Annotated in this window: 20 protein-coding genes and 1 pseudogene; 12 read left to right on the top strand and 9 right to left on the bottom strand. The window is 67.5% G+C overall.

Annotated elements, in window-relative coordinates:
- Positions 1-4 precede the first annotated feature (4 nt).
- From NC7_RS15690 to NC7_RS28555, 5 genes and pseudogenes are all read left to right on the top strand, one after another.
- Positions 5-3,310, top strand: a complete 3,306-nt coding sequence (locus tag NC7_RS15690; protein ID WP_067983616.1) for a WD40 repeat domain-containing protein — start codon at positions 5-7, stop codon at positions 3,308-3,310.
- Between the two features lie 138 nt (positions 3,311-3,448).
- Positions 3,449-4,663 (top strand): hypothetical protein, encoded by a 1,215-nt coding sequence (locus NC7_RS15685; protein WP_067983614.1) that lies wholly within the window; start codon positions 3,449-3,451, stop codon positions 4,661-4,663.
- 288 nt (positions 4,664-4,951) lie between these two features.
- On the top strand, positions 4,952-5,809 hold the full coding sequence (locus NC7_RS15680; RefSeq protein WP_159372876.1) for a radical SAM/SPASM domain-containing protein: 858 nt from the start codon (positions 4,952-4,954) through the stop codon (positions 5,807-5,809).
- Position 5,810: 1 nt separating this feature from the next.
- Entirely contained in the window at positions 5,811-6,383 is a 573-nt protein-coding gene (locus tag NC7_RS15675; protein ID WP_067983610.1) for a hypothetical protein, read from the top strand.
- Positions 6,384-6,530: 147 nt separating this feature from the next.
- Positions 6,531-6,748 (top strand): annotated as a pseudogene (locus NC7_RS28555) (SDR family oxidoreductase); the annotation flags it as partial.
- Here NC7_RS28555 and NC7_RS15670 read toward each other — a convergent pair.
- The 5 genes from NC7_RS15670 to cysD are packed head-to-tail and all read right to left on the bottom strand — an operon-like array spanning position 6,745 to position 12,637.
- Positions 6,745-7,878 carry a sulfotransferase family protein gene (locus NC7_RS15670; RefSeq protein ID WP_067983607.1) on the bottom strand — a complete coding sequence of 378 codons (1,134 nt, stop codon included), beginning with the start codon at positions 7,876-7,878 and terminating at the stop codon, positions 6,745-6,747. The pseudogene NC7_RS28555 and the gene NC7_RS15670 sit on opposite strands and share 4 nt — an antisense overlap.
- Positions 7,879-7,894: 16 nt before the next feature.
- Complete coding sequence (locus NC7_RS15665) at positions 7,895-8,665, bottom strand: SDR family oxidoreductase (protein WP_067983605.1); 771 nt, start codon at positions 8,663-8,665, stop codon at positions 7,895-7,897.
- Positions 8,662-9,876, bottom strand: a complete 1,215-nt coding sequence (locus NC7_RS15660; RefSeq protein ID WP_067983603.1) for a hypothetical protein — start codon at positions 9,874-9,876, stop codon at positions 8,662-8,664. Before NC7_RS15660 ends, NC7_RS15665 begins: the two co-directional genes overlap by 4 nt.
- Positions 9,873-11,732, bottom strand: coding sequence for an adenylyl-sulfate kinase (cysC, locus tag NC7_RS15655; RefSeq protein ID WP_067983602.1), 1,860 nt, complete (start codon positions 11,730-11,732; stop codon positions 9,873-9,875). The genes NC7_RS15660 and cysC overlap by 4 nt, the downstream gene beginning before the upstream one ends.
- On the bottom strand, positions 11,732-12,637 hold the full coding sequence (gene cysD, locus NC7_RS15650) for a sulfate adenylyltransferase subunit CysD (protein ID WP_067983600.1): 906 nt from the start codon (positions 12,635-12,637) through the stop codon (positions 11,732-11,734). Before cysD ends, cysC begins: the two co-directional genes overlap by 1 nt.
- Before the next feature lie 68 nt (positions 12,638-12,705).
- Here cysD and NC7_RS15645 point away from each other — a divergent pair, with 68 nt between their 5' ends.
- The 3 genes from NC7_RS15645 to NC7_RS15635 all read left to right on the top strand — a co-directional run bounded on the left by NC7_RS15645 (position 12,706) and on the right by NC7_RS15635 (position 16,038).
- Positions 12,706-13,629, top strand: a complete 924-nt coding sequence (locus NC7_RS15645; protein ID WP_236573459.1) for an IclR family transcriptional regulator — start codon at positions 12,706-12,708, stop codon at positions 13,627-13,629.
- Positions 13,630-14,162: 533 nt separating this feature from the next.
- Positions 14,163-14,990 carry a DUF8017 domain-containing protein gene (locus NC7_RS15640; protein ID WP_157102021.1) on the top strand — a complete coding sequence of 276 codons (828 nt, stop codon included), beginning with the start codon at positions 14,163-14,165 and terminating at the stop codon, positions 14,988-14,990.
- A gap of 160 nt (positions 14,991-15,150) precedes the next feature.
- A complete protein-coding gene (locus tag NC7_RS15635; protein ID WP_067983596.1) occupies positions 15,151-16,038 on the top strand; it encodes a DUF5995 family protein in 888 nt (295 codons plus the stop codon).
- 58 nt (positions 16,039-16,096) lie between these two features.
- Here the strand turns inward: NC7_RS15635 and NC7_RS15630 are convergent, their stop codons facing one another.
- On the bottom strand, positions 16,097-17,821 hold the full coding sequence (locus NC7_RS15630; RefSeq protein ID WP_067983594.1) for a GMC oxidoreductase: 1,725 nt from the start codon (positions 17,819-17,821) through the stop codon (positions 16,097-16,099).
- A gap of 100 nt (positions 17,822-17,921) precedes the next feature.
- Here NC7_RS15630 and NC7_RS15625 point away from each other — a divergent pair, with 100 nt between their 5' ends.
- The 3 genes from NC7_RS15625 to NC7_RS15615 all read left to right on the top strand — a co-directional run bounded on the left by NC7_RS15625 (position 17,922) and on the right by NC7_RS15615 (position 20,494).
- Positions 17,922-18,689, top strand: coding sequence for a MerR family transcriptional regulator (locus tag NC7_RS15625; protein ID WP_084458512.1), 768 nt, complete (start codon positions 17,922-17,924; stop codon positions 18,687-18,689).
- 87 nt (positions 18,690-18,776) lie between these two features.
- Positions 18,777-19,367: a hypothetical protein gene (locus tag NC7_RS15620; RefSeq protein ID WP_067983592.1), complete on the top strand. Its 591-nt coding sequence runs from the start codon at positions 18,777-18,779 to the stop codon at positions 19,365-19,367.
- 128 nt (positions 19,368-19,495) lie between these two features.
- Positions 19,496-20,494 carry an AurF N-oxygenase family protein gene (locus tag NC7_RS15615; RefSeq protein ID WP_067983590.1) on the top strand — a complete coding sequence of 333 codons (999 nt, stop codon included), beginning with the start codon at positions 19,496-19,498 and terminating at the stop codon, positions 20,492-20,494.
- A 7-nt stretch (positions 20,495-20,501) separates the two neighbouring features.
- On the opposite strand, the gene NC7_RS15610 is transcribed toward NC7_RS15615, so the two are convergent.
- Complete coding sequence (locus tag NC7_RS15610) at positions 20,502-21,227, bottom strand: TetR/AcrR family transcriptional regulator (RefSeq protein ID WP_236573458.1); 726 nt, start codon at positions 21,225-21,227, stop codon at positions 20,502-20,504.
- A gap of 37 nt (positions 21,228-21,264) precedes the next feature.
- Positions 21,265-22,581 (bottom strand): family 1 glycosylhydrolase, encoded by a 1,317-nt coding sequence (locus NC7_RS15605; protein ID WP_067983586.1) that lies wholly within the window; start codon positions 22,579-22,581, stop codon positions 21,265-21,267.
- A gap of 272 nt (positions 22,582-22,853) precedes the next feature.
- Here NC7_RS15605 and NC7_RS15600 point away from each other — a divergent pair, with 272 nt between their 5' ends.
- Positions 22,854-23,336, top strand: coding sequence for a nitroreductase family deazaflavin-dependent oxidoreductase (locus NC7_RS15600; protein WP_067983585.1), 483 nt, complete (start codon positions 22,854-22,856; stop codon positions 23,334-23,336).
- Between the two features lie 46 nt (positions 23,337-23,382).
- Here NC7_RS15600 and NC7_RS15595 read toward each other — a convergent pair whose 3' ends face one another.
- Entirely contained in the window at positions 23,383-24,825 is a 1,443-nt protein-coding gene (locus tag NC7_RS15595) for an NCS1 family nucleobase:cation symporter-1 (RefSeq protein WP_067983582.1), read from the bottom strand.
- Positions 24,826-24,843 lie beyond the last annotated feature (18 nt).

Below are 24,843 nucleotides of genomic sequence, written 5' to 3'. Positions count from 1 at the left end.
CTGAGTGCGTTCGAGCACGACATCCGACGAACAGTTCCTGCGGCAGCTGACCGGTGCGTCCCAGCACTGGCTGGCACTGTGCCGTAGCAGTGTCGGGTCGGGGTCCGCGGGTGCCCTACTCGCCGACGGCAGCCGGGAGGCTCGTGTTCTCATCGAGCAGTCGCGATCGAGCTGGGCGGAGACCGAACCGGCCGCCGTCCTCGACGACCCCGACGACCTGCTGGCCGACGAACCCGAGCCGACAGCGGCGAACGGGGTCGCCAACCCGGAATACTCCGCGGCGCGAGCGCTGGCCGCGCTCGCCCGTGGGCTGACCGGTGCCGCCGAGATCCACACCGCGTGCGGTGAGTTCCTCGCACACACCGATCGGGCCGGGCTGTCGTCGGTCGGCTCGTTGCTGATGGGGGCGGGCACCCCGGCCACCGCAGACCCGGGGCGATCGACCGAGGTGGTACTCGAGCTGTTGCGTCGGGGCGAATCCCCCGCGCGCGGCTACGCAGTGCTGATGGTGCTGGAACTCGGTGGGCGGCGTCCCGCACGGCTGGCCGAATCCCGCATCCGGGTCGCGTTCTCCACCTTCTTGGCAGACGGGCATGTCGGAGAGATCGGCACACTCCGGCTCGAGCTGCTCGCCGACGGCCCGAGCGGACTACATCCCGATCCCGCGCGCATGCATTTCCTGCACACCGACGCCGCCTTCACCGACGGTCTGGCCGCTGCCTGGGCGGTCTCGTCACTCGAGCGCACTGGGTCGTGTGTGGTCTGGTCGATCGAGCTCGACAACGGTGCGCCCGCCAACGGGGTGCGCGGTGGCTCGCTGGCGGCCGCGCTCGCGGTGGCACTCGACGATCTCGCACCGCGCCGCCGCCGTTTCCGTTCGCTGCGCCCATGGCGAATCGACCCGAACTGTGTTGTCAGCGCCGGTTTGTCGGGTCGCGACCTGACGGTGGTGCGCGGCTATCCGGCCAAAGTCGCGGCCGCGCGCGAACGGCGGATGCGGGTCGTGGTCGCGGCCGATGCCTACGAGGAAGCCGGTCGTCAAGGCGAAGAACGATACCCCGGTCTGCGGCCAGCCGCGACGGTCGGCGAGGCCATCCGCGAGGCACGCTCGAAAGTGAATCGCCGCCTGTACGCGACCGTGGCCCTGGTCGTCGCCTTGGCGGCATCGACGGTCTTCGCGGGCATCGAGGCCTGGGCCGCCGAATCACGGCTGCGCGCCGAGCGAACCGCCTCCCAGGCCCAGATGATGGCCGCTGCGGCCGCCGGGCTGCAGCACACCGATTCGGCCTTGGCGCAACAGCTCGCGGTGGCGGCCTACCGCACCGACGACACCGTCGACACACGTTCGCGATTGCTCGAAACCACGGCACTCGACGCGCCGATCCGGGTGCGCGCCGACCCGGGCAGGTTGCTCATCGCGTCGAACCAGACGGGTTCGCTGGTGGTCACCGCTGGTTCGCGCGGTGTCGTCACGCTGATCAGAGTCACCGGCGCCGGGCCGGAGAAGGTCGCGGAATTCGACGTCGGCTATGCCGTCAGTGGTGACATCGCGCTGAGCCCCGACGAGAAGACGGTCGCGGTGGCGGGCGCTCGGGGTCTCGAACTCTGGGACATCGCGGATCCGGGACGGATATCGAAACTCGCCGACCTGAGCGACGGCCGGGTGGAAAGCCTCGGATTCAGCCCCGACAGCAGACATCTGGCCGCCGGTTTGAAAGGGGACCAATTCACGCAGATGGGTGTACTCCGATGGGATGTCACCGATCGGCGCCGCCCGGTGACCGAAACCGCCCTCCCGCTCCAGATCGCCTACCTCGAGGTCTCCTACAACCATGACGGGAAAAGCCTTGCGGCAGGCGGTCATCGCGGCGGCCTGCGGGTCTGGGACGTCGACGCGAACACGGCACAGCCACCGGTGCTTCTCGACCGCGCACCCCAGCCGTTCGAAGGCGAATGGATCCTCGCCGTGACTTTCGCCCCGCACGCCGACCTGCTGGCCATTTCCAGCCAGGTCGCGGGGGTCGAGATCATCGACCGTCGGGCCGGGGAGTGGGAATCCACCCGCCTGGTCGGCGCGGGTGACAACGACAACAGAGTGCGCGGCCTCGCCTTCTCCTCGGACGGGCGGCGACTGGCCGGGGCGGGCAGTGACCGGTCGACCAGGGTGTGGCGCCTCGCCGACACCTCGGAACCGATGGTGCTGCGCGCACCGGTGGATGTGGACGCGATCTCGTTCACCGCCGCCGATTCCTTCGTGGCGACAGGGGCAGCCGACGGCTATCTGCGCTTGTGGCCGACACAACGGCCGATTCAGCGCGGCATACCCGGCGACTACTATCAGAATCCGGCGATCTCGGGCAGTATTCCGGTGTTGCCGCCGCACAGCGCGACCGGGATGGATTGGCTGCGGCGATCGCCGGGCGTGGTGTTGCGCAGTGTCGAGTTCTCGACGGAGGCACTGGCCGTGACACGCGACGGCTGGGGCAACATGGAGTTGGTCGATACGAGTGACTCTGTTCATCCGCAGGTGTATTCGAGGATGTCGACGGCGATATCCCGCAACGCTGTCGGGTCGTTCCGGATCAGCGCTGACGGAAGGCTTCTGGCGGTTCTTCTCGGGCAATCATCGATCGGCGTCTGGGACATCAGCGATCCGCGCGCGCCCCGACCGTACGCCGCCGCAAGCCTGCCCATGCCGGTGTCGACCACGACCTTGGCCTTCGATCCCCGCGGTCTGCTCGCGGTCGGTACAGCCAGCGGAGTCGTGCATCTCTTCGACACCGGGCGCCGAGGGACATTGCCACAGCTCGCGACGTTGTCGATCTCCGACCACGCTGCAGCGGTCGCGTTCTCGGGTAGTACCGGGCTTCTGGCGGTCACCGGTGGCGCCCGGATCGCGCTGTTCGACACCACCGATCCGTCGGTGCCGCGCGACCTCGGGGTACGGCTGACCGGTCCCAGCCAGTGGGACGCTGTTCGGTCGCTCGCGTTCAGTCCAGACGGCTCGCTGTTGGCGAGCACGGGCTCGAAAAGTGGCATCATCCAGCTATGGCGTGTCACCGATCGCGGAAACCCCACTGTGCACGCGGTGCTCGACTCGGGCGGTGGCCGGGAACTCGGGGTGAGCTTCACCGAGGACAGTCGGTTCGTGGCGGTCAGCGGTTTCGCGGAACGCAGCGGCACGTTGTCGGTGTGGGCGACGGACCCGGACGCGGCGGCCCACAGCATCTGCGACTCGGGTACCGCGACGATCGATGACGAGGAATGGCGACGTTACCTCGCGCGGATTCCTCGCACGGGTGCGTGTTGACGCTGCTTCCGATGGGCGGAGTTTGGCACTGGACGTCAGAGCTTTGGCACTGACGGACTGTGGCGCGGTCCTGCTGCGGCGCGACACTGAGTTCGCCCGCTCGCGGGATCTCAGCCCGGCTCGAAAAGGAGCGCACACATGCTCGGACTTTCGACCGATACCGTCGGTCTCCCTGGCTCGTCGAACACCGCGTACGGACCCACCGCCACGTCGGACGATCTGAGCGGTCTGCGTGACCACGTTGTTCTCGACATGCTGGTCGGAGCCGAACAGCGATGGTTGCGGTGCTGTCGATCCGCCGTCGCCGCAGGGGCGGACGCGGCGCGGGCGCTGTTCGCGCCCCGACGGGAGACCGAGGTGCTGGCGCGTGCGTCGCTGGCGCGCTGGAAGAGCCTCGACGAGGACGAGTTGCTCGTCGAGGAAGCGGAGTCACCCGAGGGCGACGACAGGCGCGACACCGCCGAACTCTCGGCCGCGCGTGCGCTCGGTGCGCTGGCCTGCGCTCTGGCCGGGGTGAGCGATGCCGGTCCCGCCGTCGTGCGCTTCCTCGCGCACGCCGAACGTGCGGGCTTGGGCTCCGCGGGCTCCCGGTCCGGTGGCGATGACGCACTTTTCGACACCGGCGACGCTGAACTCGCCTCGGTGCTGGACGAACTGTCCGCACATCGCGACCACCCTGCGCGGGACTTCGCTCTGCTCACCGCACTCGAGTTGGCCGGGCGTCGACCGACCACCACCCGCACCAGTGAGGTGCGCGTGCTGTTCGTCGATGCCTACGGCGAGGGACACGTCGCCGTCCTGCGATTGACGCAGGTCGAGAATGGTCCGAGCGGCTTGCATCCGGATCCGGCACGCATGAGTTTCCTGCAGGCCGACGCGGACTTCCGTGGCGCGCTGGCCGATGCCTGGGACGTCAGCGGACTCACCGGCACCGGTGTGAGCGTGCTGTGGTCACTCACCTTGGAAGGTGGTGCTCCGGCCAACGACATCAGCGGCGCGTCCTCCGGTGCGGCATTCGCCGTCGCCCTCGCCTACCTGCTGCGCCGAGGGCGAGTGATCCGCCGCCGGATCGACCCGTCCTGCGCCATCACCGCAGGTCTGGTCGGCGATCGGTTGACCGCTGTCGGCGGATACCGAGGAAAACTGCGTGCCGCACAACGGAACTCGCTGCGGGTGATCGTCGCCGCCGAGAGTCTCGACGACGCGCTCGATGCGGCACCCCCGCAGTTCACCGGTCGTATCACCGCGGCGAGGAGCCTCGATGAAGCCATCCGGGACGCACGGATTCGTCTCGATTACCTCGTCTGGACAGCCGTCGCAGCGTTGACGATCGCGGCCTTGCTGATCGATTGACGACGCTGCGGCGAAAATGATTGTCCCGGAGACGAACCGGATCCGCCGTCCGTCGCATCTCTTTTGGTACAACGCATTTCGACATCGAGAATGCGGACGAACAGAAAAGGGACGTCAGATGTACGGACTGTTTCTCGGCCTCGACCTTCTCAACCTCGGTTCCTCACTGGCAGCCAACGGTACCGCCGCGCTGGCGAATCTGCTCTACATCATCCAGAACCTCGGCCGGTAGCCGACTCCACCGATACTGAGAATGGGGAAAAGATGACAGTTCGAACCGGATACGACGTGACCAGGCACGGCGCGTCCTTTCTCTGGCTGGAACTCACCGAAAAGTGTCAACTGAACTGCACGCACTGCTATGCCGACAGCGGACCGACGAAGTCGCACGGCACCATGACGACCGGCGACTGGCTGGCGGTCATCGATGACGCTGCCGCCATCGGTGTCGGAGTCATCCAGTTCATCGGTGGCGAGCCGACGTTGCATCCCGCGCTCCCGGAGCTGATCCGGCACGCGTCCGCGCGGGGGATCGCCACCGAGGTCTACTCGAATCTGGTCCATATCCGCGCCGATATCTGGGATCTGCTGGTCGAGTGCCGCGTGCGCCTGGCCACCAGTTTCTACTCCGATCAGGCCGAGCAGCACAGGATGATCACCGGAAACGCTCGGGCGCTGGAGCGGACCACCGCGAACATCGGTAAGGCAGTTCGGCTCGGCGTGCCGATCCGGGTCGGGATCGTGACCGTGCTCGCGGACCAGCGGGTCGAGCAAGCGCGTCGGCTGCTCACCGATCTGGGCGTCGAGGACATCGAGGTCGACCACGTTCGCCGCGCTGGTCGCGCCAATGCGGACGCGGACGTGAAGCTGGAAGAACTGTGCGGACAATGCGCGGGCGATGTTCTCGCGGTGTATCCGGACGGTGCGGTCCGTCCCTGTGTCTTCACCCGCACACTCGAAGTGGGTGATGTTCTGACATCCAGCTTGCGCGATGTCATCGAAAGTCAGGAATTGGTGACGGCGCGGGCCGCTATTCGGAATGCGACGGAAAACAGTCGGGACTGCAACCCCACCTGTAATCCGGGTTGTCATCCCGGTTGTGGGCCTCGCTGCGCGCCCGGCTTGATCTGCAATCCGTTCAAATGAAATGAACGAGGACATTCTCGACCGGGCCTACACGCGATCCGTCGACATCCACCGGCTGGCCTCGCATTTCACCAGGCGGCGTTACGTTCATCTGCCGGGATTGGTCCGGGCGGAGCGCGCGGCCCGGTTGTTGGAATCGACGGAAGGCCTCGCCCGCCGACGCGTGGAATGCGGACTGGAGAATGTTTCCTGGGATGAACAAGAACTCGTAGTCGGCGACCCCGGCTACGAATTCTGTCGCAGCCCTCGGCTCACCCAGCTGATTCGGATGCTGGTCGGCACCACGGTCGGCCCGCCGGTGTGTTGGACCTCGTGCTACAGCGTCGGCGAGTACATCAATCCGCACCGCGACCGCGGCGGAACAGCACAGCTGCTCCTCTGCCTGAAGTCCCCACTCACGAGCAGTCAGGGTGGGTCGCTGATCCTCGAGGGTGCGGAGCTGTTCCTTTCTCCTGGCGACGCGGTCCTTTTCGAAGCGACCCGGCTGGAACACCACACGACCCCACTGGTCGCCTCCGAGGTCGATCCGGCACCGACACGCACCGTCCTCGTCGCTCGCTACTACTCCGCCTGAGCGACCGGTGCGGGGGAATGCGTTCCCCGGCGCGCCCACTCGGCGGCATCGCCTTCGGCTGTTTCGGTGACCGATACGGGTGTAAGAAGCTGCTGTGGACGAGTCTCGTGCTCGTCGGCGCGGCGACGTTCCTGCCTGGGGTTAACGGGTCGCGTTCCGGTTGTCGGCGCCGGGTTGCGCGCCTCCCGGTTCGAGGTCGCCCACGTCACGGCCTGGCACGGGCTCGAGGGCCTGTCGAAGGTGACGGCGCTCGAGGGCGGCCCGCACGGTGTCACCTGCAACCCGTGAGCCGGGGGTATGTGCGAACACCATCGGTGGACAAGCAGATCGCCGATCAGGCCCTCGACCACGGCATCCCCGATCAGCCGGAGAAGTGCTCGGCGACCGTGTCCTCGGTGAGTCCGTAGTCGGCGAGCGAGTAGTGGTGAGTGGGTTTGCGTGCGCCCGTGCGGCTTTCGGCGTCCAGAGCGAGGACGGCCGCGCGGGCCTGCGGGGTGAGGTCGATGCCGATCGACCGGTAGATCGTCTCGACGGTCCCGACCGGGTCGGAGCGCAGGTCATCGAAGTCGATATCGATGAAGTGGGCCTCGGGGTGGCGGGCGCGTGCGGCGGTGAACTCGCGCAACCCGCGCGACCACAGGTCGAGTTGGGTGCGGCCGATGACCTCCGGGGTGAAGACGGTCGACCAGCCACGAGTGGCGTGCTCGTTGAGGCTGCAGACCGAAGGGATCACGGTCGCGGGGTCGCGATGGGTCTGGATGACGACGGCGTCGGGGTAGACGGCGAGCAGGGCGTCCAGACAGAACAGATGACTGGGATTCTTGAGCACCCAGCGACGGGCGTCGTTCATCCCGATGAGCTGCAGGTTGCGCCGGTGCCGGGTATAGGCGGGCGTCCAGTCCTGGGTGGTGAGCCATTGCGAATAGCTCGGCAGGTACGCCAGGCACTCGTAGGAGTGCGACATCACCGACTGGCGGAGCAATTGCCAACATTCCTCGACGTCGGCCGCGCTCATGTAGTGCAGGCCCATGAACTCCGGGTTCTGCACCTGATGCTGACGCAGCCCCGCGTCGATCTGTTGATAGGCGGGATTGTCCGCCCAACTCTCCTGCGGTGGCCGGGGCTGCGGGAAGTCCGTCAGCCACATCTCCAGCCCCTGGTTGGCGGGGTCGGCCGCCAGCAGGCGGTGCAGTGCGGTGGTGCCGGTGCGTGGTAGCCCGGTGACGAAAATCGGCCGGGTGACCGGTGTTTCGGCAAAACCCGGATTCGCTGCCCACGCTGCCTCGCTCAGGGCGCGAGCGATCAAGGTGCCGCGCAGGAAGAACCGCGACATCTTGGACCCGAGCTCGGTGAGTCCGGCCTCGTCGCGATAGGAATCGAGCAGCACCCCGAGGGCTTCGGTGTAATCGTCGGAGCCGAACTCGGTGAGGCCGGTGAGTTTGGTTGCCGAGGCGTGCAGGTCGGCTACAGTGCCGACATCGGTTCGCACAGTCATCGAGAGAAACTCCTGATCAGTTGTGGTATTCGCCGCAGTTGACGTCGAGGGTCTGGCCGGTGATCGCGTTCGCCCAGTCCGAGGCGAGGAACACCACCGCACGGGCGATCTCGGCGGGCTCGGGCAGCCGCTTCAGATCGGAGCGGGCAGCGGTCTGTTCGTAGACCTGGTCGACGGTGATGCCGTACTTCTCGGCGATCTGGCCGAAGTACCACTTCAACTGGTCGCTCCAGATGTAGCCGGGCAGCACACTGTTCACCCGGATGCCCTTGCCGCCCAGTTCGGTGGCGAGGGTCTGCGACATCGCGAGCAGCGCGGCCTTGGTGAGCTTGTAGCTGCCGTAGCGGGGTTCGCTGTGGCGTACCACCGCCGAATTGATCATCACCACGGCGCCGTTGGACTCCGACAGGGCGGGGGTGAACGCCTGCGTCATCCGCAGACCACCGAGCACGGTGAGATCGAGGCTGTCGCGGATCTGGTCGTAGTCCGTGCGTTCGAGCGGCTTCATCGACGGCACGGAGAACGCGTTGTTCACCAGCGCGTCGACTCGGCCGAACTTCTCGACCGTGCGCGACACGAGGTGCTTCACCGCGGTGTCGTCGGTGATATCGGTAGGCACACAGAGCGTTTCGCCATCGATCTCGGCGGCCACCTCCTGCAGCCGCGATTCGGTGCGAGCCGCGAGGACCACCTTCGCACCCGCCGCCGCGGCTTCCGTGCAGATCGACCGGCCGAGCCCCGGTCCCACACCGGAGACGACGACAACCTTCCCGTCCAGCAGGCTCATCCCAGCATCCTCTCGGCGAAAGCCCGCTGTCGGGCGGCGATCCGGTCACGCCACGCGGCGGCGTCGATCCGGTTGTTGTCGTAGTACGGCAGGTGCGCGGGAACATCGGCGATGTCGATCAGTTCCACACCCGGGCCGTCGGTTTCGGTCATCGGTCGGTCGGTGCGCTGCCATCGGAACTGCAGGATGCCCCGCGTGCGGCCGGTGGTCTCGATCCAGTTCGTGATGCCGGGATCGCGGTTGCTCACCACCATGCGGATCATGCCGTCCGGATCCACCTGTGCCTGGGCATGATTGAGGCTCGTCTGATGGTTCACGTAGTCCAGCGAGATGTACCAGAGGCTGCCCAGCTGGAACCCCTGATAGGGCGCGTCGGATTTCGGCACCGTGATCACCAGGGCTTGATCGTCGGCGAGGTCGAAATGTCCCACCGAGGAGTACTGGGTGCTGAGACCGCCCGGCGTGAGCCGCGGTGCGGTGAGAGTGTTCACCGGCAGGTCGAGATAGAACCACTTGGGGAAGTTGAACCAGGTGTGCACCCTGGTGAGCAGCATGTTCCCGGCGGCCCGGTAGCGCTTGCGCAACCGGGCCAGATCCGGTTCGTCCGGTGCGGTGCCGACGGTGTCGACGCGTTCGATGCGGATGGAGCCCTTGCGTTCGGTCCAGTCGCTGTAGACCTCGCGGACCGCGAGCATCGAGGCGCCCTCGCCGAGCGGGAAATAGTCCTCGCCCGCATCGGCTTTCGCCGGACCGAACCGGATCGAGAAGCTGCCGTCCGGGGCGATCGGGATCCGACGGTCGTCGAAGGCATCGGCCCCACCGGGCACGTCGGTGGCCGTGTAGTCACCCTTGAGTACCTGGAAACTCAGGTCGACGGTGCTGCCACGCACCCCGCTCACCACATACTCGGCCGTCGGCTCGATATTCGCGTGGTAGTAGAGGGTGTCCGGGTTGTCCAGGCCCATCTTGGCGTACGGCCCGGTGGAAGACACGAAGTAGGGGTGCGAGGTGCCGTGGGCACCCGAGAGGCGAAGGCAGGCGGCGATACCGGCGGCCAGATAGTCGTAGCCTTCGGCGCGGTCGGCGTCGCTGCGCACGAATTCCGCACCGGCGATGAGCGTTTCGGCCTGCGCGACCGCGGCGAGAAACGGGGCGGTGAGCGAATCGGGCGGTGCGCCCGTGTCGGCGGTGGTGGTACTCGGTCGGTTCAACGGACTGTGATCCCTAGCTCTCGGAGGATATGGGCGGCGATCTCGGCGGGGGAGCCGAGGTCGGGGGTGATGACCAAGTCGGGTTGCGCGGGCCGCTCGTAGGGGGAACCGATGCCAGTGAAACCGGGCAGCTCGCCCGCACGGGCTTTGGCGTAGAGGCCCTTCGGGTCGCGGCGTTCGCATTCGGCCAGCGGGGTGTCGACGAACACCTCGTGGAACGGCAGATCCCGGTCGGTGTGCGCGGTGCGGGCGTGGTCGCGTTGCGTGGCGAACGGGCTGATGACCGACACGACCGCGACGGTTCCGGAGTCGGCGAACAGGGCGGCGACCTCGGCGACCCGGCGCACGTTCTCGTCCCGATCAGCGGGGGAGAAGCCGAGTCCGAAGTTGAGGCCGTGGCGCAGATTGTCACCGTCGAGCAGGTAGGCGGGGCGCTCGGCTTCGACGAGCAGGCGTTCGAGCTCCACGGCGACGGTCGACTTCCCCGAACCCGACAGGCCGGTCAGCCAGATCGTCGCCCCGAGGTTCGTGCGTTCGGCACGTGTCACCGCCGAGCGATGCCACATCACCGGACCGGTGCGTGGGCCCGACACCTCGACCGTTTCGCGGCCCGTCACCATTCCCGCCGCGACCGTCTCGTCGGTGCGCGGATCGATGAGGATGAAGCTGCCCGTGCGCCGATTCTCCCGGTACGGATCCGACAGCAGCGGGCGACGGGCGCGCAACCGAACCCTTGCGATGTCGTTGAGCGACAACGCCTCCACCTCAGACACGCGGTGCAGGGTGTTCACGTCGAGCCGGTAGTCGATGGCGACGACCTCGGCCTGCGCGGTCTGCGCGGCTGTGCGGACGAGCAGGCTGTCGCCTGCGCGTAGCGGCGCGGTTTCGGAGAACCAGCACAGCATGGCGTCGAGTTCGATGCTCTGGTGCGGGGAGTTGCCCGGGCGGGCGAGCAGGTCGCCCCGGCCGATATCGATGTCGTCGTCGAGGGTCAGCGAGATCGCCATCCCCGTGAACGCCTCCTCGACCTTGGTACCGCCCGGCCCCCAGATCTCGCGCACCTGCGAGGCGTGACCGGCGGGCAGGACCACCACCTCGTCGCCCGGTTTGAAGATGCCGCCCGCCACGGTGCCCGCGTAACTGCGCTGCGCCGACCCCTGCTCGGCGCGGATCACGTACTGGATGGGGAGCCGTGCGTCGATGAGGTTGCGGTCCGAGGCGATGTGCACGTCCTCGAGGTGACGCAGCAACGGCGGACCCGGATACCAGGCCAGATGCGGTGAACTGTCGACCACGTTGTCGCCGTGCAGGGCCGAGACGGGTACGAAACTGAGGTCTCCGACGGTCAATTTCGCGGCGAACGCGGAGAATTCCTCCCTGATCTCGGTGAAACGCTCCTCCGACCAGTCGACCAGGTCCATCTTGTTCACGCACACCACCAGGTGCGGGACGCCGAGCAGGGTGGCGAGGAAGGCATGGCGGCGGGTCTGCTCGCTGACGCCGGTGCGGGCGTCGACCAGGATCAGGGCGAGATCGGCGGTGGACGCGCCGGTCACCATATTGCGGGTGTACTGCACATGGCCCGGCGTGTCGGCGATGACGAACTTGCGGCGCGGGGTGGTCACATAGCGGTAGGCGACATCGATGGTGATGCCCTGCTCGCGTTCGGCCCGCAAGCCGTCGGTGAGCAGCGCGAGATCGGTGGTGGCACTGCCCCTTTCGGTGCTCAGGCGCTCGATGTTGGCGAGCTGGTCGTCGAAGAGGGATTTCGAGTCGTAGAGCAGGCGACCGATGAGGGTGGACTTCCCGTCGTCCACGCTGCCCGCGGTGGCCAGGCGCAACAGGTTGCGGCGCATCAGAAGTAGCCCTCTCGCTTGCGGTCTTCCATCCCGGTCTCGGAGATCCGGTCATCGGCGCGGGTGGCGCCGCGCTCGGTGAGCCGGGTGGCCGCGACCTCCGCGATCACCTGTGCCGGGGTGGTGGCGGTGCTCTCGACACAGCCGGTACACGTGGCATCGCCGACGGTGCGGAAACGCACAGTGGCCTCGAAGGCGCGCTCGCCGGGTGCTTCGGTGACGAAACGGGTCGCGGACAACAGCATTCCGTCGCGCTCGATCACCCGCCTGCGGTGCGCGTAGTACAGCGAGGGCAGTTCGACGGCCGCCTGATCGATGTACTCCCACACGTCGAGCTCGGTCCAGTTCGACAGTGGGAACACCCGGATGTGCTCACCCGGCTGATGTCTGCCGTTGTAGAGGTTCCACACCTCCGGACGCTGGGCGCGCGGCTCCCACTCGCCGAAACGATTGCGGAAGCTGAACACTCGCTCCTTGGCGCGTGCCTTCTCCTCGTCGCGGCGGGCGCCACCGAACACGGCGTCGAAACGGTGCTCGCCGATCGCGCGCAGCAGGGTGGTGGTCTGCAAGGGGTTGCGGGTGCCGCCGGGGCGTTCGACCACGCGGCCCGCGTCGATGTCGTCCTGGACCTTCGCGACGAGCAGGCGGGCGCCGGTGCGCTCGGCGGTGCGGTCGCGGAACGCGAGCACCTCGTCGAAATTGTGGCCGGTGTCCACGTGTAGCAGCGGGAACGGCAGCGGCGCGGGCCAGAACGCGCGCCGCGCCAGATGCAGCAGCACCGCCGAATCCTTCCCGCCGGAGAACAGCAGCACCGGCCGTTCGAAGGTGGCCGCGACCTCGCGCAGGATGTGCACCGCTTCGGCCTCCAGGGCCGCCAGGTGCGTCAACTCGTATCCCGTCTGCACTGTCCACCTTCCCGGCGGCTCACGCCCGGGGTTGCGCTGTCGAATAATCGACGCTATCGTTCGGTATTGTGACACCGACGATAAGCCGGGCCCAGAGCGCCGGTCAAGAGGTGACGTCGGATCCGGCGTCGGCCGAACCGGATTCGAGCGTCGTCTCGGCCCCGACCCAGCGGGTGGTGAAGGTGCTCGAGCTGCTCTCGCGCCACGCCACCGAGCGGCTCACGCTGGCCCGCATCGTGCGCGAAGCCGGGATCTCCCGCGCCACCGCCCACGCCGTGCTCACCCAGCTCACCGCCGACGGATGGACCGTGCGCGACGGCGACGGCTGCTACGGCATCGGTCTGCGGCTGCTCACCGTCGCCCGTCGCGCCGAAGCCGCGTTCCCGCTGCGCCGCAGCGCCGCCCCGGTCCTGCGCGCGCTGTCGGACCAGGTGTCGGCACCGGTCTTCCTGGCCGAACGCGACGGGGCGAACATCGTGGTCACCGAACTCGTCGGCGACCCGTCGGCGACCTGGATACGGCCCGGTCGCCGACTGCCGCTCGCCCCGCCCGTCTGCCGCGAATTCGTCGCCTGGGCACCGGGATCCGAGCAACGCGCCTGGCTCAGCGGCGCCGACCCCACGCACCGTGAGCGCCTCGCGCACGTCCTCACTGAGATCCGTGCCCGCGGCTATTCCGTCGAGCGCCTGGTCGACGATTCGACGCCGATGCTGGAAGCCCTTGCGGCCCTGCGTAATACACCGATCACCGCCGCACTGCGCGCCCAGCTCGGCTCCGTGATCACCGAACTCATCACGATCGACTACCTGCCCGGCGAGCTCGGACCCGACAACGCCGTCCTCACCGTCGCCGCCCCCATCCGCGATTCCACCGGCACCGTCATCGCCTCGGTCGTCGCCTGCCCAGATTCCCGCCTGACCGCCGCACAGGTCACGGCCCTGGGAACCGCCACGACCACCGCCGCCGAGCACATCGCGGCCGCGACGGGATAGTCACCCGAGCGGCTCCTCCCTGTCTCTCGCACGCCGGGGCAGACATGCGAACCCCGACCAAGATCACCACGCGCTCGTGGCGGTATTTCAGCCGAAGTCGTGCCATGAGCGCGTGGTGATCGGCTGTCCATGACCGGGCTTGCTCGACTGCCGGTGCTCACCGTTGGAGCGCACGGGTCTCGCCGCTGGGGTCGCGCCGTTACGCTGAGCGGGACGCCTGCTCGAGAGAGATCAGCGAGGCGGGTGTGAGGAAGGACTGGGACGTGGCAGACAACGTCGATCGCTGGTGGGAGTCGGCGGGTGCGTCAGAGGGGGCACCCGCGGATCCGCCGGAGGGTGTGGGCGGGCAGCCGGGTGCGTTCGCGCCGCCGCCGGGCGAGTATCCGGCGTCGTCCGGGTCTACTTCTCAGCCCGCGATTCGGCAACCACCGCACGGGGATCCGACGATCCTCGCTTCACAGGGGCCTGGTCCGTTTCAGCAACCGCACGGCTTGGGGGTCTTCCCTCAATCGGGTGCGCCGCAGGGATCGGGCGTGTTTCCGCAGCCCGGTGCGCCGCAGGCCTTCCCGCAGGCATCCGGGCAGCAGGGGTTCGGGCCGAGCATGTCGTTGCCGTTTCCGCAGCACGGGCAGACGTATGGGTATGCGCCGCAGCCGCCGCGAAAGGGAAATGCAGGTCTGCTGATCGGGATCGGGGCGGTCGTCGTGGTGCTCGCGGTGGTGATCGTCACCGCCGTGGTGATCGGAACCGGAGGCAACGACGAGCAGGCTGTTGCCGCGCCGACGACGACCACGCAGACGGTCCCGCCCACCGGTACCAGCACCGCACCGGTGACGCCGGGGTGGAAGGGGGTGCTGCTCGCTGACGAGCGCGTCGCTTACGACGTGCCGTCGAGTTGGCAGATCGCCTCGGAGTCGGACTCGGTGGTGATCCTCGGTCTGAGCGGAATGTTCGCGGGTACCGGAAAGGCCTCCGACGGCGAGAACTACTGTCCCGGTTCGGCCTACCGAGGACTGGCGGGGGTCGCTCTCAGTACGGAAAACACACTGCCTGAGGCCGCGACCACCGCGGCAAGGATCGCGGCCGAGGGCGGCTACTCCGATTCGACAGGTGGCAAAATCACCGCCCCCACGTCGCTCACCACCAAGAGCGGCTTGACCGGGCAGTTCGTCGAGAGCTCGGGCTCGTGGACACCGGCACGCCCGGGCTGCACCACGACCACGTACTCGGTGTACACCTTCGCCTTCGAGAAGGCGGCCGGTCTGCCGATGGTCATGGCGATCCTGGTCGACCGGGGTACCACCGGCGAGCTGTCCGCCGACGATGCCAAGAAGATGATCGCGAGCATCCGCCTGATCTGACCGTCGCGAACGCCTGGCCGCCGCCCGATCCGCGCGGCTGATCGAGCCGCCGAACGGTCCGCTGGTCGGCGCCCACCGCGGGGCACTCGCACACCTCGCCGGGCTGCCGCGCCGGGTGCGTCGGACAGCGGATCGGGGTGTGAGGTGGTGGAATCGCAGGATGCGTATCGGGATTGGAATAGTCGCGGCTGTCACGGTCGGGATCATGGCGTTGCCCGGGTTGGTCGCGGTACCGGCAGGCGCGGTGACCGATACCGCGTGTGGGTCGACACTGTCGACCGGGAACATTGCCGAGATCGCGCGGCTGGCGGATACGTCCCAGATCGCGGGCGGCGATACCCTGGCCCGGCTGGAGGACGCCGTCGACAGGCATCACCGCATCACCGAGATCCTCATCGAGCACCGGGATCTGCGTGGGCTGTTCGCGATCGGCCTCGACGGCGTGGAATCCACCGCGGTGATGCCGATGCAACGAGATCCGGCGGCCTTCCTCGACCGCGAATACGCGCACTCCATCAGCCTCGAACTGTTGCGCCGCTTCCTCGACAATCTGCACGCCGAATTCTCCGGCGGCGTCGTCGAACCGCAGTGGGCGCACTATTTCGCCCTCGCCAAGGACTGTGGCGCCTCGCGGGCGCGCACGGCGATGGCCGGATACAACGCGCATCTGACAGTCGACCTGACGTATTCGGTGGCCGCGGTCGGGAGCCGTCCCGAGCACGCACCGGACTATTTCAAGATCGTCGCGGGCATCGCCTCGGTCGGTGAGGTGATCGTCGACCGGACCAAAGCTGTCTACGGTGCCGACCTCGGGCCGCTGTGGCGGTTCTATTTCGTGGGGGAGGGCCTCGATCAGCTGTTCGGCGCGGGTGTGGCCACCGATCAGATGCTGATCGCCGCCGACCTCGGTGCGAACGTGGTGATCTTCGGCAACGGCCTCGCGCTGCAAGACCCCGCGCTGGCGCCGACGATCCGGGCCGAGGTCGCCGCGCTGTGGCAGGCCGCCGATCTGGCGTTCGAGGCGTTGGCACGCATCAACGCACTCTGAACGAACGAAGCCCCGGACAGATAGTGCGAACCCACTTGTCCGGGGCCTGTTTCGACTGTCAGCCCGCTGTCTTCTCCGGGTTGCGGATCTCGACGATCGGCAGCACCAGCGCGGCGGGCGCACCCGCCGGGACCACCGGCTGCTTCGGCGCCACCGGCTCGATTCGGCGGTATCCCGCGTCCTGCTCGGGACGGGTGTCGACCTCGCCCTTGTTGGGCCAGTAGGCGGCGGCCCGCTCGGCCTGCGCGGTGATGGTCAGCGAGGGATTCACGCCGAGGTTGGCCGAGACGGCCGCACCGTCGACAACGCTGAGCGTCGGGTAGCCGAACACACGGTGGTAGGCGTCGATCACGCCGTGCTCCGGATCGGCGCCGATTGCCGCACCCCCGAGGAAGTGCGCCGTCATCGGCACATTGAACACATCGCCCCAGGTACCGCCCGCGACGCCGCCGATCTTGTCCGCCACCCGGCGCGTCACCTCGTTGCCCGCCGGGATCCACGTCGGATTCGGTTGCCCGTGGCCCTGTTTGGACGTGAGCTTGCGCCCGAACAGTCCGCGCTTGGTGTAGGTGGTGATGGAGTTGTCCAGGTGCTGCATGACCAGCGAGATGATGGTGCGCTCGCTCCAGTTCCGCACGCTCATGAAGCCGAAGAACGTGAGCGGATGGGTGATCACCAACCACAGGAACCGCAGCCACCTCGGCACGCGCCCGCCGCCGTCGACCATCAGGGTCTGCAGCATGCCCATCGAGTTGGAGCCCTTGCCGTAGCGGACCGGCTCGACGTGGGTGTCGGGGGTGGGGTGGATCGAGGAGGTGATCGCGACACCCTTGGTGAAGTCCTGGCCGGGCGCGAGCGTCTTGGTCGCCGCACCGACGATGGACTCGGAGTTGGTGCGTGTCAGCAGGCCGAGTTGGTCGGAGATCTTGGGCAGCGCGCCCTCGTCGCGCATCGCGTGCAGCAGCTTCTGGGTGCCGAGCGTGCCAGCGGCGAGCACCACCTGCTTGGCGGTGTAGGTCTTGGGGTTCTTGCGCACCCAGGCGCCGGTGCGCTCGGTGGCGACGTCCCACGTGCCGTCTGGCAGCGGACGCAGCGCCGACACGGTGGTCATCGGAATGACCTGCGCGCCCGCCTTTTCCGCGAGATAGAGGTAGTTCTTCACCAGTGTGTTCTTGGCGCCGAACTTGCAGCCCACCATGCAGTCGCCACATTCGATGCAGCCGGTGCGCTCCGGTCCTGCCCCGCCGAAGTACGGGTCGGCGACGGTCTTGCCCGGCTCACCGAAGAAGACACCGACCGGCGTCTGCACGAAGGTGTCACCCACGCCCATGTCCTCGGCGACGGCCTTGAAGATCTCGTCGGCGGGCGTCATGTGCGGGTTCTGCACCACACCGAGCATCTTCTTGGCCCGCTCGTAGTACGGCGTGAGCTCGGCGCGCCAATCGGTGATGTCGCGCCACTGCGCGTCCTGGAAGAACGGCTCCGGCGGAACGTAGAGGGTGTTGGCGTAGTTCAGTGAACCGCCACCGACACCGGCACCGCCGAGGATGAGCACATCGCGCAGCGGGTGGATGCGCTGGATGCCGTAGCAACCGAGCTTGGGCGCCCACACGAATTTGCGCAGGTCCCAGCTGGTCTTGGGCAGCTCGTCGTCGGCGAAGCGGCGGCCCGCCTCCAGCACGCCGACCTTGTAGCCCTTCTCCACCAGTCGCAGCGCGGTGACACTGCCACCGAATCCGGAACCGACGATCAAGACGTCGAAGTCGGTGGTTCGCTCGGACATAGAAGAGCTCCTCGATGGTGTCGACAGTGACGCCGGTAACGCTAACGCCGACAGCCAGCACTGTCAAAGTTCGACGGCGGTCGGCCCCTATGCTGGTCGCGTGCCTCGATACACCCGCGCGGAACTCGCCGACGCCAGCGGCGTCGCGGCGCGCACGATCCGCTATTACCACTCACTCGGTGTCCTGCCCAAGCCCGGGCGCGCGGGCAAAGAGGTGGTGTATTCCGACGAGCACCTGGATCGATTGCGTGACATCGTCGCCATGCAGAGCCGAGGCCTGCGGCTCGATGCCATCCGCGAGGTCTTCGACGCCGAACCGGCCAGCGGCGACTGGCGCGCGCTGTTCGACCCGCGCTCGGCCCAGGCTGCCCAGCGCGGCGCGGAGATCGACGACACCGAACTCGGCGCCCTACTCGGTGATCGCGGTTCCGACGTGCTGACCGAACTGATCGCCGTGGGCTATCTCGAGCGACGCGCCGACCGGTGGTACGTGCCGGATCGCCCCATGCTCAAGGGGGCGCTCGTGCTCTACGACGTCGGCATCGACATCCCGCTCAGCGGTGAACTGCGCACCATGATCCGCTCGCGCATCGCGGCGCTCGCCGACGAGGTGGTCCGCGCGGTGCGCGACACGGCCGACGGATACGTCGGCGAGGACCTCGGCGTGGATCTCGCCCGCTTCCGCGAACGACTGCTCGCGATGGCCTGGGAGGTCGGCGGTGCCACCTTGGCCGCCGAGGTGAACCGGGCCGCCGAGGAGGCGGCCGAGGCACGCCGCGAGACGGCGGGCTCGCCCCCGGTCGGCGATCGACATGAGTTTCCCCACGTGGCGCCGTCGCAACTTCCGAGGGACCGGTCGGTACGGTAGCGAAGGAGGTGATTCCTGCGGTATGTGGGGTGAGAGATGTGTGAACGGCGGGCCCACCGGTGCCGCCGACGAACGGGGAGTGCCCGAGTGAATTCTCGCGAGGAGATCTTGCGCCGCGTCCGCGACGGGCTGCTCGACCTACCCGACGACGCGCGACGAGTGACAGTTCGCCGCTCCGGGGGCCGCACGGCCGACGTCGACCCGGCCGAACGCGCCGCCGTGCTGACCCGGTTCGTGGAGCGCCTGCGCGAGCAGGGCTCGCTGGTGCGCCAGGTCGACACCGTCGGCCTGCCCGCCGCGGTGGCCGATGTGCTCTACGGGATGAGCGTGCGGACCGTCCTCGCCGCCGTGGAACCCGGCCCGGCATGGCTCGATCACTGGGCAGGTGCGCCGGGGCACGCCGTGGTGCACGGTGCCGCGTCGGTAGGCAGCGGCGACGCCGTGGTGCGTGACGCCGTCGCGGGCGACGCCTCGACCGGTTCGCTCGCGCTGGAGGTGGACGGCGGGCCCGCCGTGTCGGAGGACATGCCGCAGGTGTGCGTGGTGCGCGCCGACCGCGTCTTCGGCTCCCTGCCCGACGCGCTGGACCGCCTGGATCCGCGTCGGCCGCTGATCTGGCGTGGCGGTCCCGCCGATGCCGAACTGGCCCGTCAACTGGTGGTTCTGCTGGTCGAGTAGATCGCCGATCTCGGTTCGGACGCGCCGTCCACCAGGGTTGTGTGAGACCTCGAGTCTCAGTTACTCTGAGTACGACGATGTGACGGCCGACACTGCCGTGCGCGTCGACGCGAACCGAGGAGGCACCGATGACGCTGACCGAATCGAGCCGTGGCGGACTCATCACCGAGGAATACCGAGATGCCCTGGCGACCCTGTCTCAGGGGTCTGTCGACCGGCATTTCGACCCCTACCTCGATATCGACTGGGATTCGCCGGAACTGGCTCTGGACCCGAACGACCCGCGCTGGGTGTTGTCGCCCGAATACGATCCGCTCGGTGCCACGCAGTGGTACCGGGAGCAGCCGCTGGAACGGCGGATCGAGATCGGCAAGTGGCGCACCGCGAACGCGATCAAGGTCGGCGCGGCATTCGAGAGCATCCTGATCCGCGGGATGATGCAGTACATCATGAAGCTGCCGAACGGCTCACCCGAATTCCGGTACTGCCTGCACGAGATGACCGAAGAGTGCAACCACATCCAGATGTTCCAGGAACTGGTGAACCGCATCGGTGTCGACGTGCCCGGCATGCGACCACTGTTCAAGGCGCTCTCGCCGTTCATCGGCGTGGCGGGCGGCTACGCGCACACGATTCTGTTCATCGGCATCCTCGGCGGCGAGGAACCGATCGATCATTATCAGAAGGCCATGCTGCGCGCGGGCGCGAATCTGCCGCCGATGGTGGTGCGCACCATGGAGATCCACATCGCCGAGGAGGCGCGCCACATCTCCTTCGCCCACGATTTCCTCGCCGCGCACATCGGCCGAATGGGCAGGGTCAATCGTGGCGTGTGTTCGGTGGCGTTCCCGATCGCCATGCGCTGGCTGGCCGGGGAGATCATGGCTCCGCCACGGTCGTTCGCGACACGATTCGACATCCCGCGCGAGGTGATTCGCGAGGCCTTCTGGAAGTCGGAGCATTCGCAGCGGGTTCTGGCGGGCTACTTCGGCGATGTCCGCAAGCTGGCCGACGAACTCGGCATGATGAACCCGATCGCCAAGCAGGTGTGGAAAACGCTCGGCATCGATGGGCCGCTGTCGCGGTACCGCAGCGAGCCGGAGCGGAGTGCGCGCAAGGCCGCGTGAGTCGTTCTCAGTCGGTGTGGGTCATCAGTTGGTTGAGCACCGTGGTGAGGGGTTGTTCGGCGTCGAGGGTGAGCCCGTGGCGCCGGGCGACGCCGTCGACGACGTGCCAGGCGTAGGACGCGACTTCCTCGATCAGCTGCTGTCTCGACAGGACCGGCGCGGGGTCGTTGGCCCAGCGGGTCACCGTCGCCTCGGTCATCGACACGATCGCGAAGGTCATCGTGTCGGCCGAGCCGTCGTCGGCGACGCCGACCACCCCGGCCAGCCCGGTGACCAGCGCGCGGGTCGATGCGGCGAGCGTCGCGATCAGCGAGCTCATCGCGTCGATATCGGGGTCGGCCTCCGACGGTCCGGTGCGCAGGAATTCGCGCAGGCGCGGATGCTCGGTGACCCAGGTGACGACCGCGTCGACGGTGCGAACGAGGATCTGATGGATGGATCCGTCACCGATGTCGAGCGCGTCTTCGATATCACCGACGAAACGGTCGGTGATGTCGCTGCGGATGCGCCGGTCGAGCTCGTCGCGACCCGCGAACTGCCGGTACACAACGGATTTGGCGAGTCCCGCGTGCTCGGCGATCTGGACGATCGGCACCTCGACGCCCGGTGGCGCCTGCTCGATCAGCTCGACCGCCGACTGCACGATCCGTTCCCGGCGGCTGTCGTTGTGCGGCTGCCACCGGGCTTGTCTGCCGCTCACGGCGCGGGTTGGTCGTGACGTTGCGCTCGACACCGCCTGAGTGTAAAGCACACGATCCGGTATAGAACTGTTACCGAGGGACTGTCACCGGATCGGTGCAACTGGTCACCCCGCTCACCACCGAACAGGGGACCGGCGAGCGCGTGGGCCGATAGGTGTCGCCGACGCCGCCCGCCGCTGTGATCTCCCGGTACGCCGCCACGGCGTCGGTCGGCTTACGGGTGAGTGTCGGGTCGGTCAGCACGTCGACGGTGTAGAGCCCGAACCGCGGTGTGTAGGAACCCCATTCGTAGTTGTCGGTGAGGCTCCAGTAGTTGTAGCCGATGAGCGGAATGCCGTCGGCCACGGCTCGTTGCAGCCAATACGCAGTGTCGCGCAACGAATCCGCGCGTCCGTACCCGTCGGGGCGTGGCAGCCCGTTCTCGGTGGGCATGCCGTTCTCGACGATGTAGAGCGGGCGACCGGGGAACTGGCGGGCATAGTGCTCGAGGGCGTAGTAGATCCCTTCGGGATGCAGCGGCAGGGTCCAGAGCTTGCCCGGATCGGGGACACGTGGGTCGGCGGGGGAGAAGCTGTAGTAGTAGTCGATCCCGATGAAGTCCAGGCGTGCCGAGATGCGGTCGAGCAGTGGGCCGTTGACCGGATCGTCGACGGCAGGCAGATGTGCGACATTGCTCGTGACCATGGCTCCCGGCTGCACGGCGTGGATGTGCTCGTAGATGCTGTTGTGGGCCTGGGCGATCCGATCGATCATGCTCGATGCGTCGACCGGGTCGAGGCCGCCGTGGCGTAGTTCGTTGGCCAGGTACACCATCGGTTCGTTGAACGTCACCCACAGTGGGTCCGCGTGGGCGAAGCGGTCGACGAGGGCCCGCGCGTTCGTCAGCCAGTCGGCCACGATGCGCGGGTTCCGCCAGCCGCCGCGATCCGCCACCCAGCCCGGATAGACCCAGTGATCGAGCGTGAGCATCGGTCGCATGCCCGCAGCGACGATCGCGCCGACGACCTCGTCGTAGAACGCGAGCTCCACGTCGTCCCGGACCCCGGGGCGAGGCTGCGCCCGTGCCCATTCCAGGCCGATGCGGTACACGCGCACCCCGAGATCAGCGGCTGAGGCGATATCGGAACGGAAGCGGTGGCGGAAGTCGACGGAGTTCAGATAGGGGTGCTCGGTGCCACCTGATTCGGCGTAGCGGCGCCAGTTGCTGTCCGGGGCGTCGCCCTCGGCTTGGAACCCGGAAGCGGCCACGCCCCAGAGGAAATCGGGGCCCATGGGTGCCAGGTGAGTGGGCGCCGGTGGTCGAGCGGCAGTGGGGGAGGTGCCGCCCGCGAAGGCGAGGACGAGGGCGATCGTGACGAGAATCCGGCGGCGACTGGGGGAGGGCATGGCACTCCTGGCGGCTGGGGGGAGGGGAGTCCAGTGTGCAACGTTGACCGGCGGAAATCCGGCGATTCAGCCAGCGAGGCGAACGACCATTTATAACATTAGATTACGCGGATATGCGCATCTAACTATATGTTGCCTCGACAATGACACATCTACCAACTCTCGAACATGTACATACGAACAAACCGGCTTCAAGGAGGAGGGGAGTGACATGCGTCTCGAGCGCACCCTGTCGGTTCGTGAATCGACTGAGCTCGAGCCAGGATTCGGAGATGGTCTGGAATCCCTTGCCCCGTGTGGCGCGCGTGTTCGGAACACAAGCCTGGGTGATGCGGGGTGCGAGTGTGGTGCTGCCCGCCGAGCGGATGGTTCGCCGCTTCTCCGGTGGTCGGTGGGGCGTGCTGGATCTGGCGGGGCTGCCGTCGATCGAGGTGACGGTGGTCGGCCGGAAGTCCGGCGTACCGAGGACGACCTCGCTGCTGTGCGTTCCCGACGGCGACGGGTTCTTCCTCGTCGGTTCCAACTGGGGTAAGCCCGAGCATCCGGCCTGGTCGGCGAATCTGCGGGCCGCGCGCACGGCGTCGGTGCGGTTCAACGGCAGCGCGGCATTCCCGGTGTCGGTCACGGAGATCACCGACGCGGAGCGTAAGCGGGTCTGGGATCAAGTCGTCGAGTTCTGGCCGGGTTACGAGATGGAGTATCAGCTCGCCGGGGGACGGGAGTTCCGAATCTTCCGGCTGGACCGGATCGTCTGACAGCTGTGCCCCGACGACAGTCGCTGTCGCCGGGGCACAGTCGCGTTCAGGCTCGCGCGGGTTTGCGACTCAGGCCGTACATGACGGCCGCGCCGAGCGCCGCACCGACGGGCCAGGACAGGGCCGTGACCGAGGCGGAATCCGGGACGAGAGCCACGACGACGCTGACAACGCCCGCGACGAGCAGCGCGGCGAGCGCTCGGGGGTTGAAGCCTCGGGTGTAGAAGTAGGCACCGTCGGCGGCGCCGGAGTAGAGCTCCGGCACTTCGGTCCGTTGCTTGCGGACCAGGTAGTAGTCGACGACGAGAATGCCGAACACCGGGCCCATCAGGGCGCCGACGCCGCCGAGGAAGTAGACGATGAAGTCCTGATTGGCCCAGAGCTTCCAGGGGAGCACGACGATCGACAGGACGGCGGTGATGACGCCGCCGGTGCGGAACGAGATGTACTTCGGTGCGGCATTGGAGATGTCGTAGGCGGGCGAGACGAAGTTGAGTACCACGTTGATGCCGACGGTCGCGATGGCGAACAGCACGGCCGAGATGATGACAATGGCGTCGTTGTCGATGTGGGCGACCAGTTCCACCGGGTCGGACAGTACTTCCCCGTACACCTTCAGGGTGGCCAGGGAGATGATGATGGACAGGACGACGAACGCGGTCTCGTTGAAGGGGATGCCCCAGGCGTTGCCGCGCCGGATGGCCTTCTGGCTCGGTGAGAACCGGGCGAAGTCGGCGTAGTTGACGAGCGGTCCGGCCATGAACGCGACCATCAGGAACGCGACTCCGATGAAGGCCGACACGGTCTGCCCGCTGGTGAGCGCCTCACCGGCTCGGGCACCGAGGTCGATGCTCCAGTCGGCCTTGCTCATGATCCACACGGCGAGGGCGATCATGCCGATCCACACGACCGGCCCGGCGAAGTCGGAGGCCTTGCGCACGATCTCCATGCCGTAGCTGATGATCATGAGCTGCACGGCCCACAGCACGAGGAACGCGATCCAGCCGAGCGCGGACAGGCCGAGGAAGCTGGGTTCGGTCCACGATTCGAGGCCGGGCGACACCCGCAGGACCAGCACGATCACCGCGGTGGACGCGAGATAGGTCTGGATGCCGTACCAGAAGATCGCGACGAGCGCGCGGAGCAGGGCGGGAATGTTGGCGCCGAAAACGCCGAAGGTGGCGCGGGCGAAGACCGGGAACGGAACCCCGACCTTCTGACCCGCGACACCGACGAGGTTGCTTCCGAGCCACAGCATGAGTACACCGGCGAACAGGGCGAGCATGGTCTGCCAGCCGGTCATGCCGAGGGCGAGCATGCCGACGGCGAAACCGTAGCTGGCGATGCTGTGGGCCGAGGTCATCCAGAGACAGAACAGGTCCCAGGTGCGCCAGGTCGCCGTGTCCTTGGTAGTTGGCGCCAAGTCGTCGTTGACCAGCTGCGAGTGTCGTCCCGCGCCCTCGGGCGCGTGGACCTGTGTTTCTGTCATCGCACTATCTCTCTACTA

Origin of the sequence: Nocardia caishijiensis NBRC 108228 (genome assembly GCF_001612825.1) — a bacterium.
GTDB lineage: Bacteria > Actinomycetota > Actinomycetes > Mycobacteriales > Mycobacteriaceae > Nocardia > Nocardia caishijiensis.
This window is presented reverse-complemented; position numbering and strand designations above follow the sequence as displayed.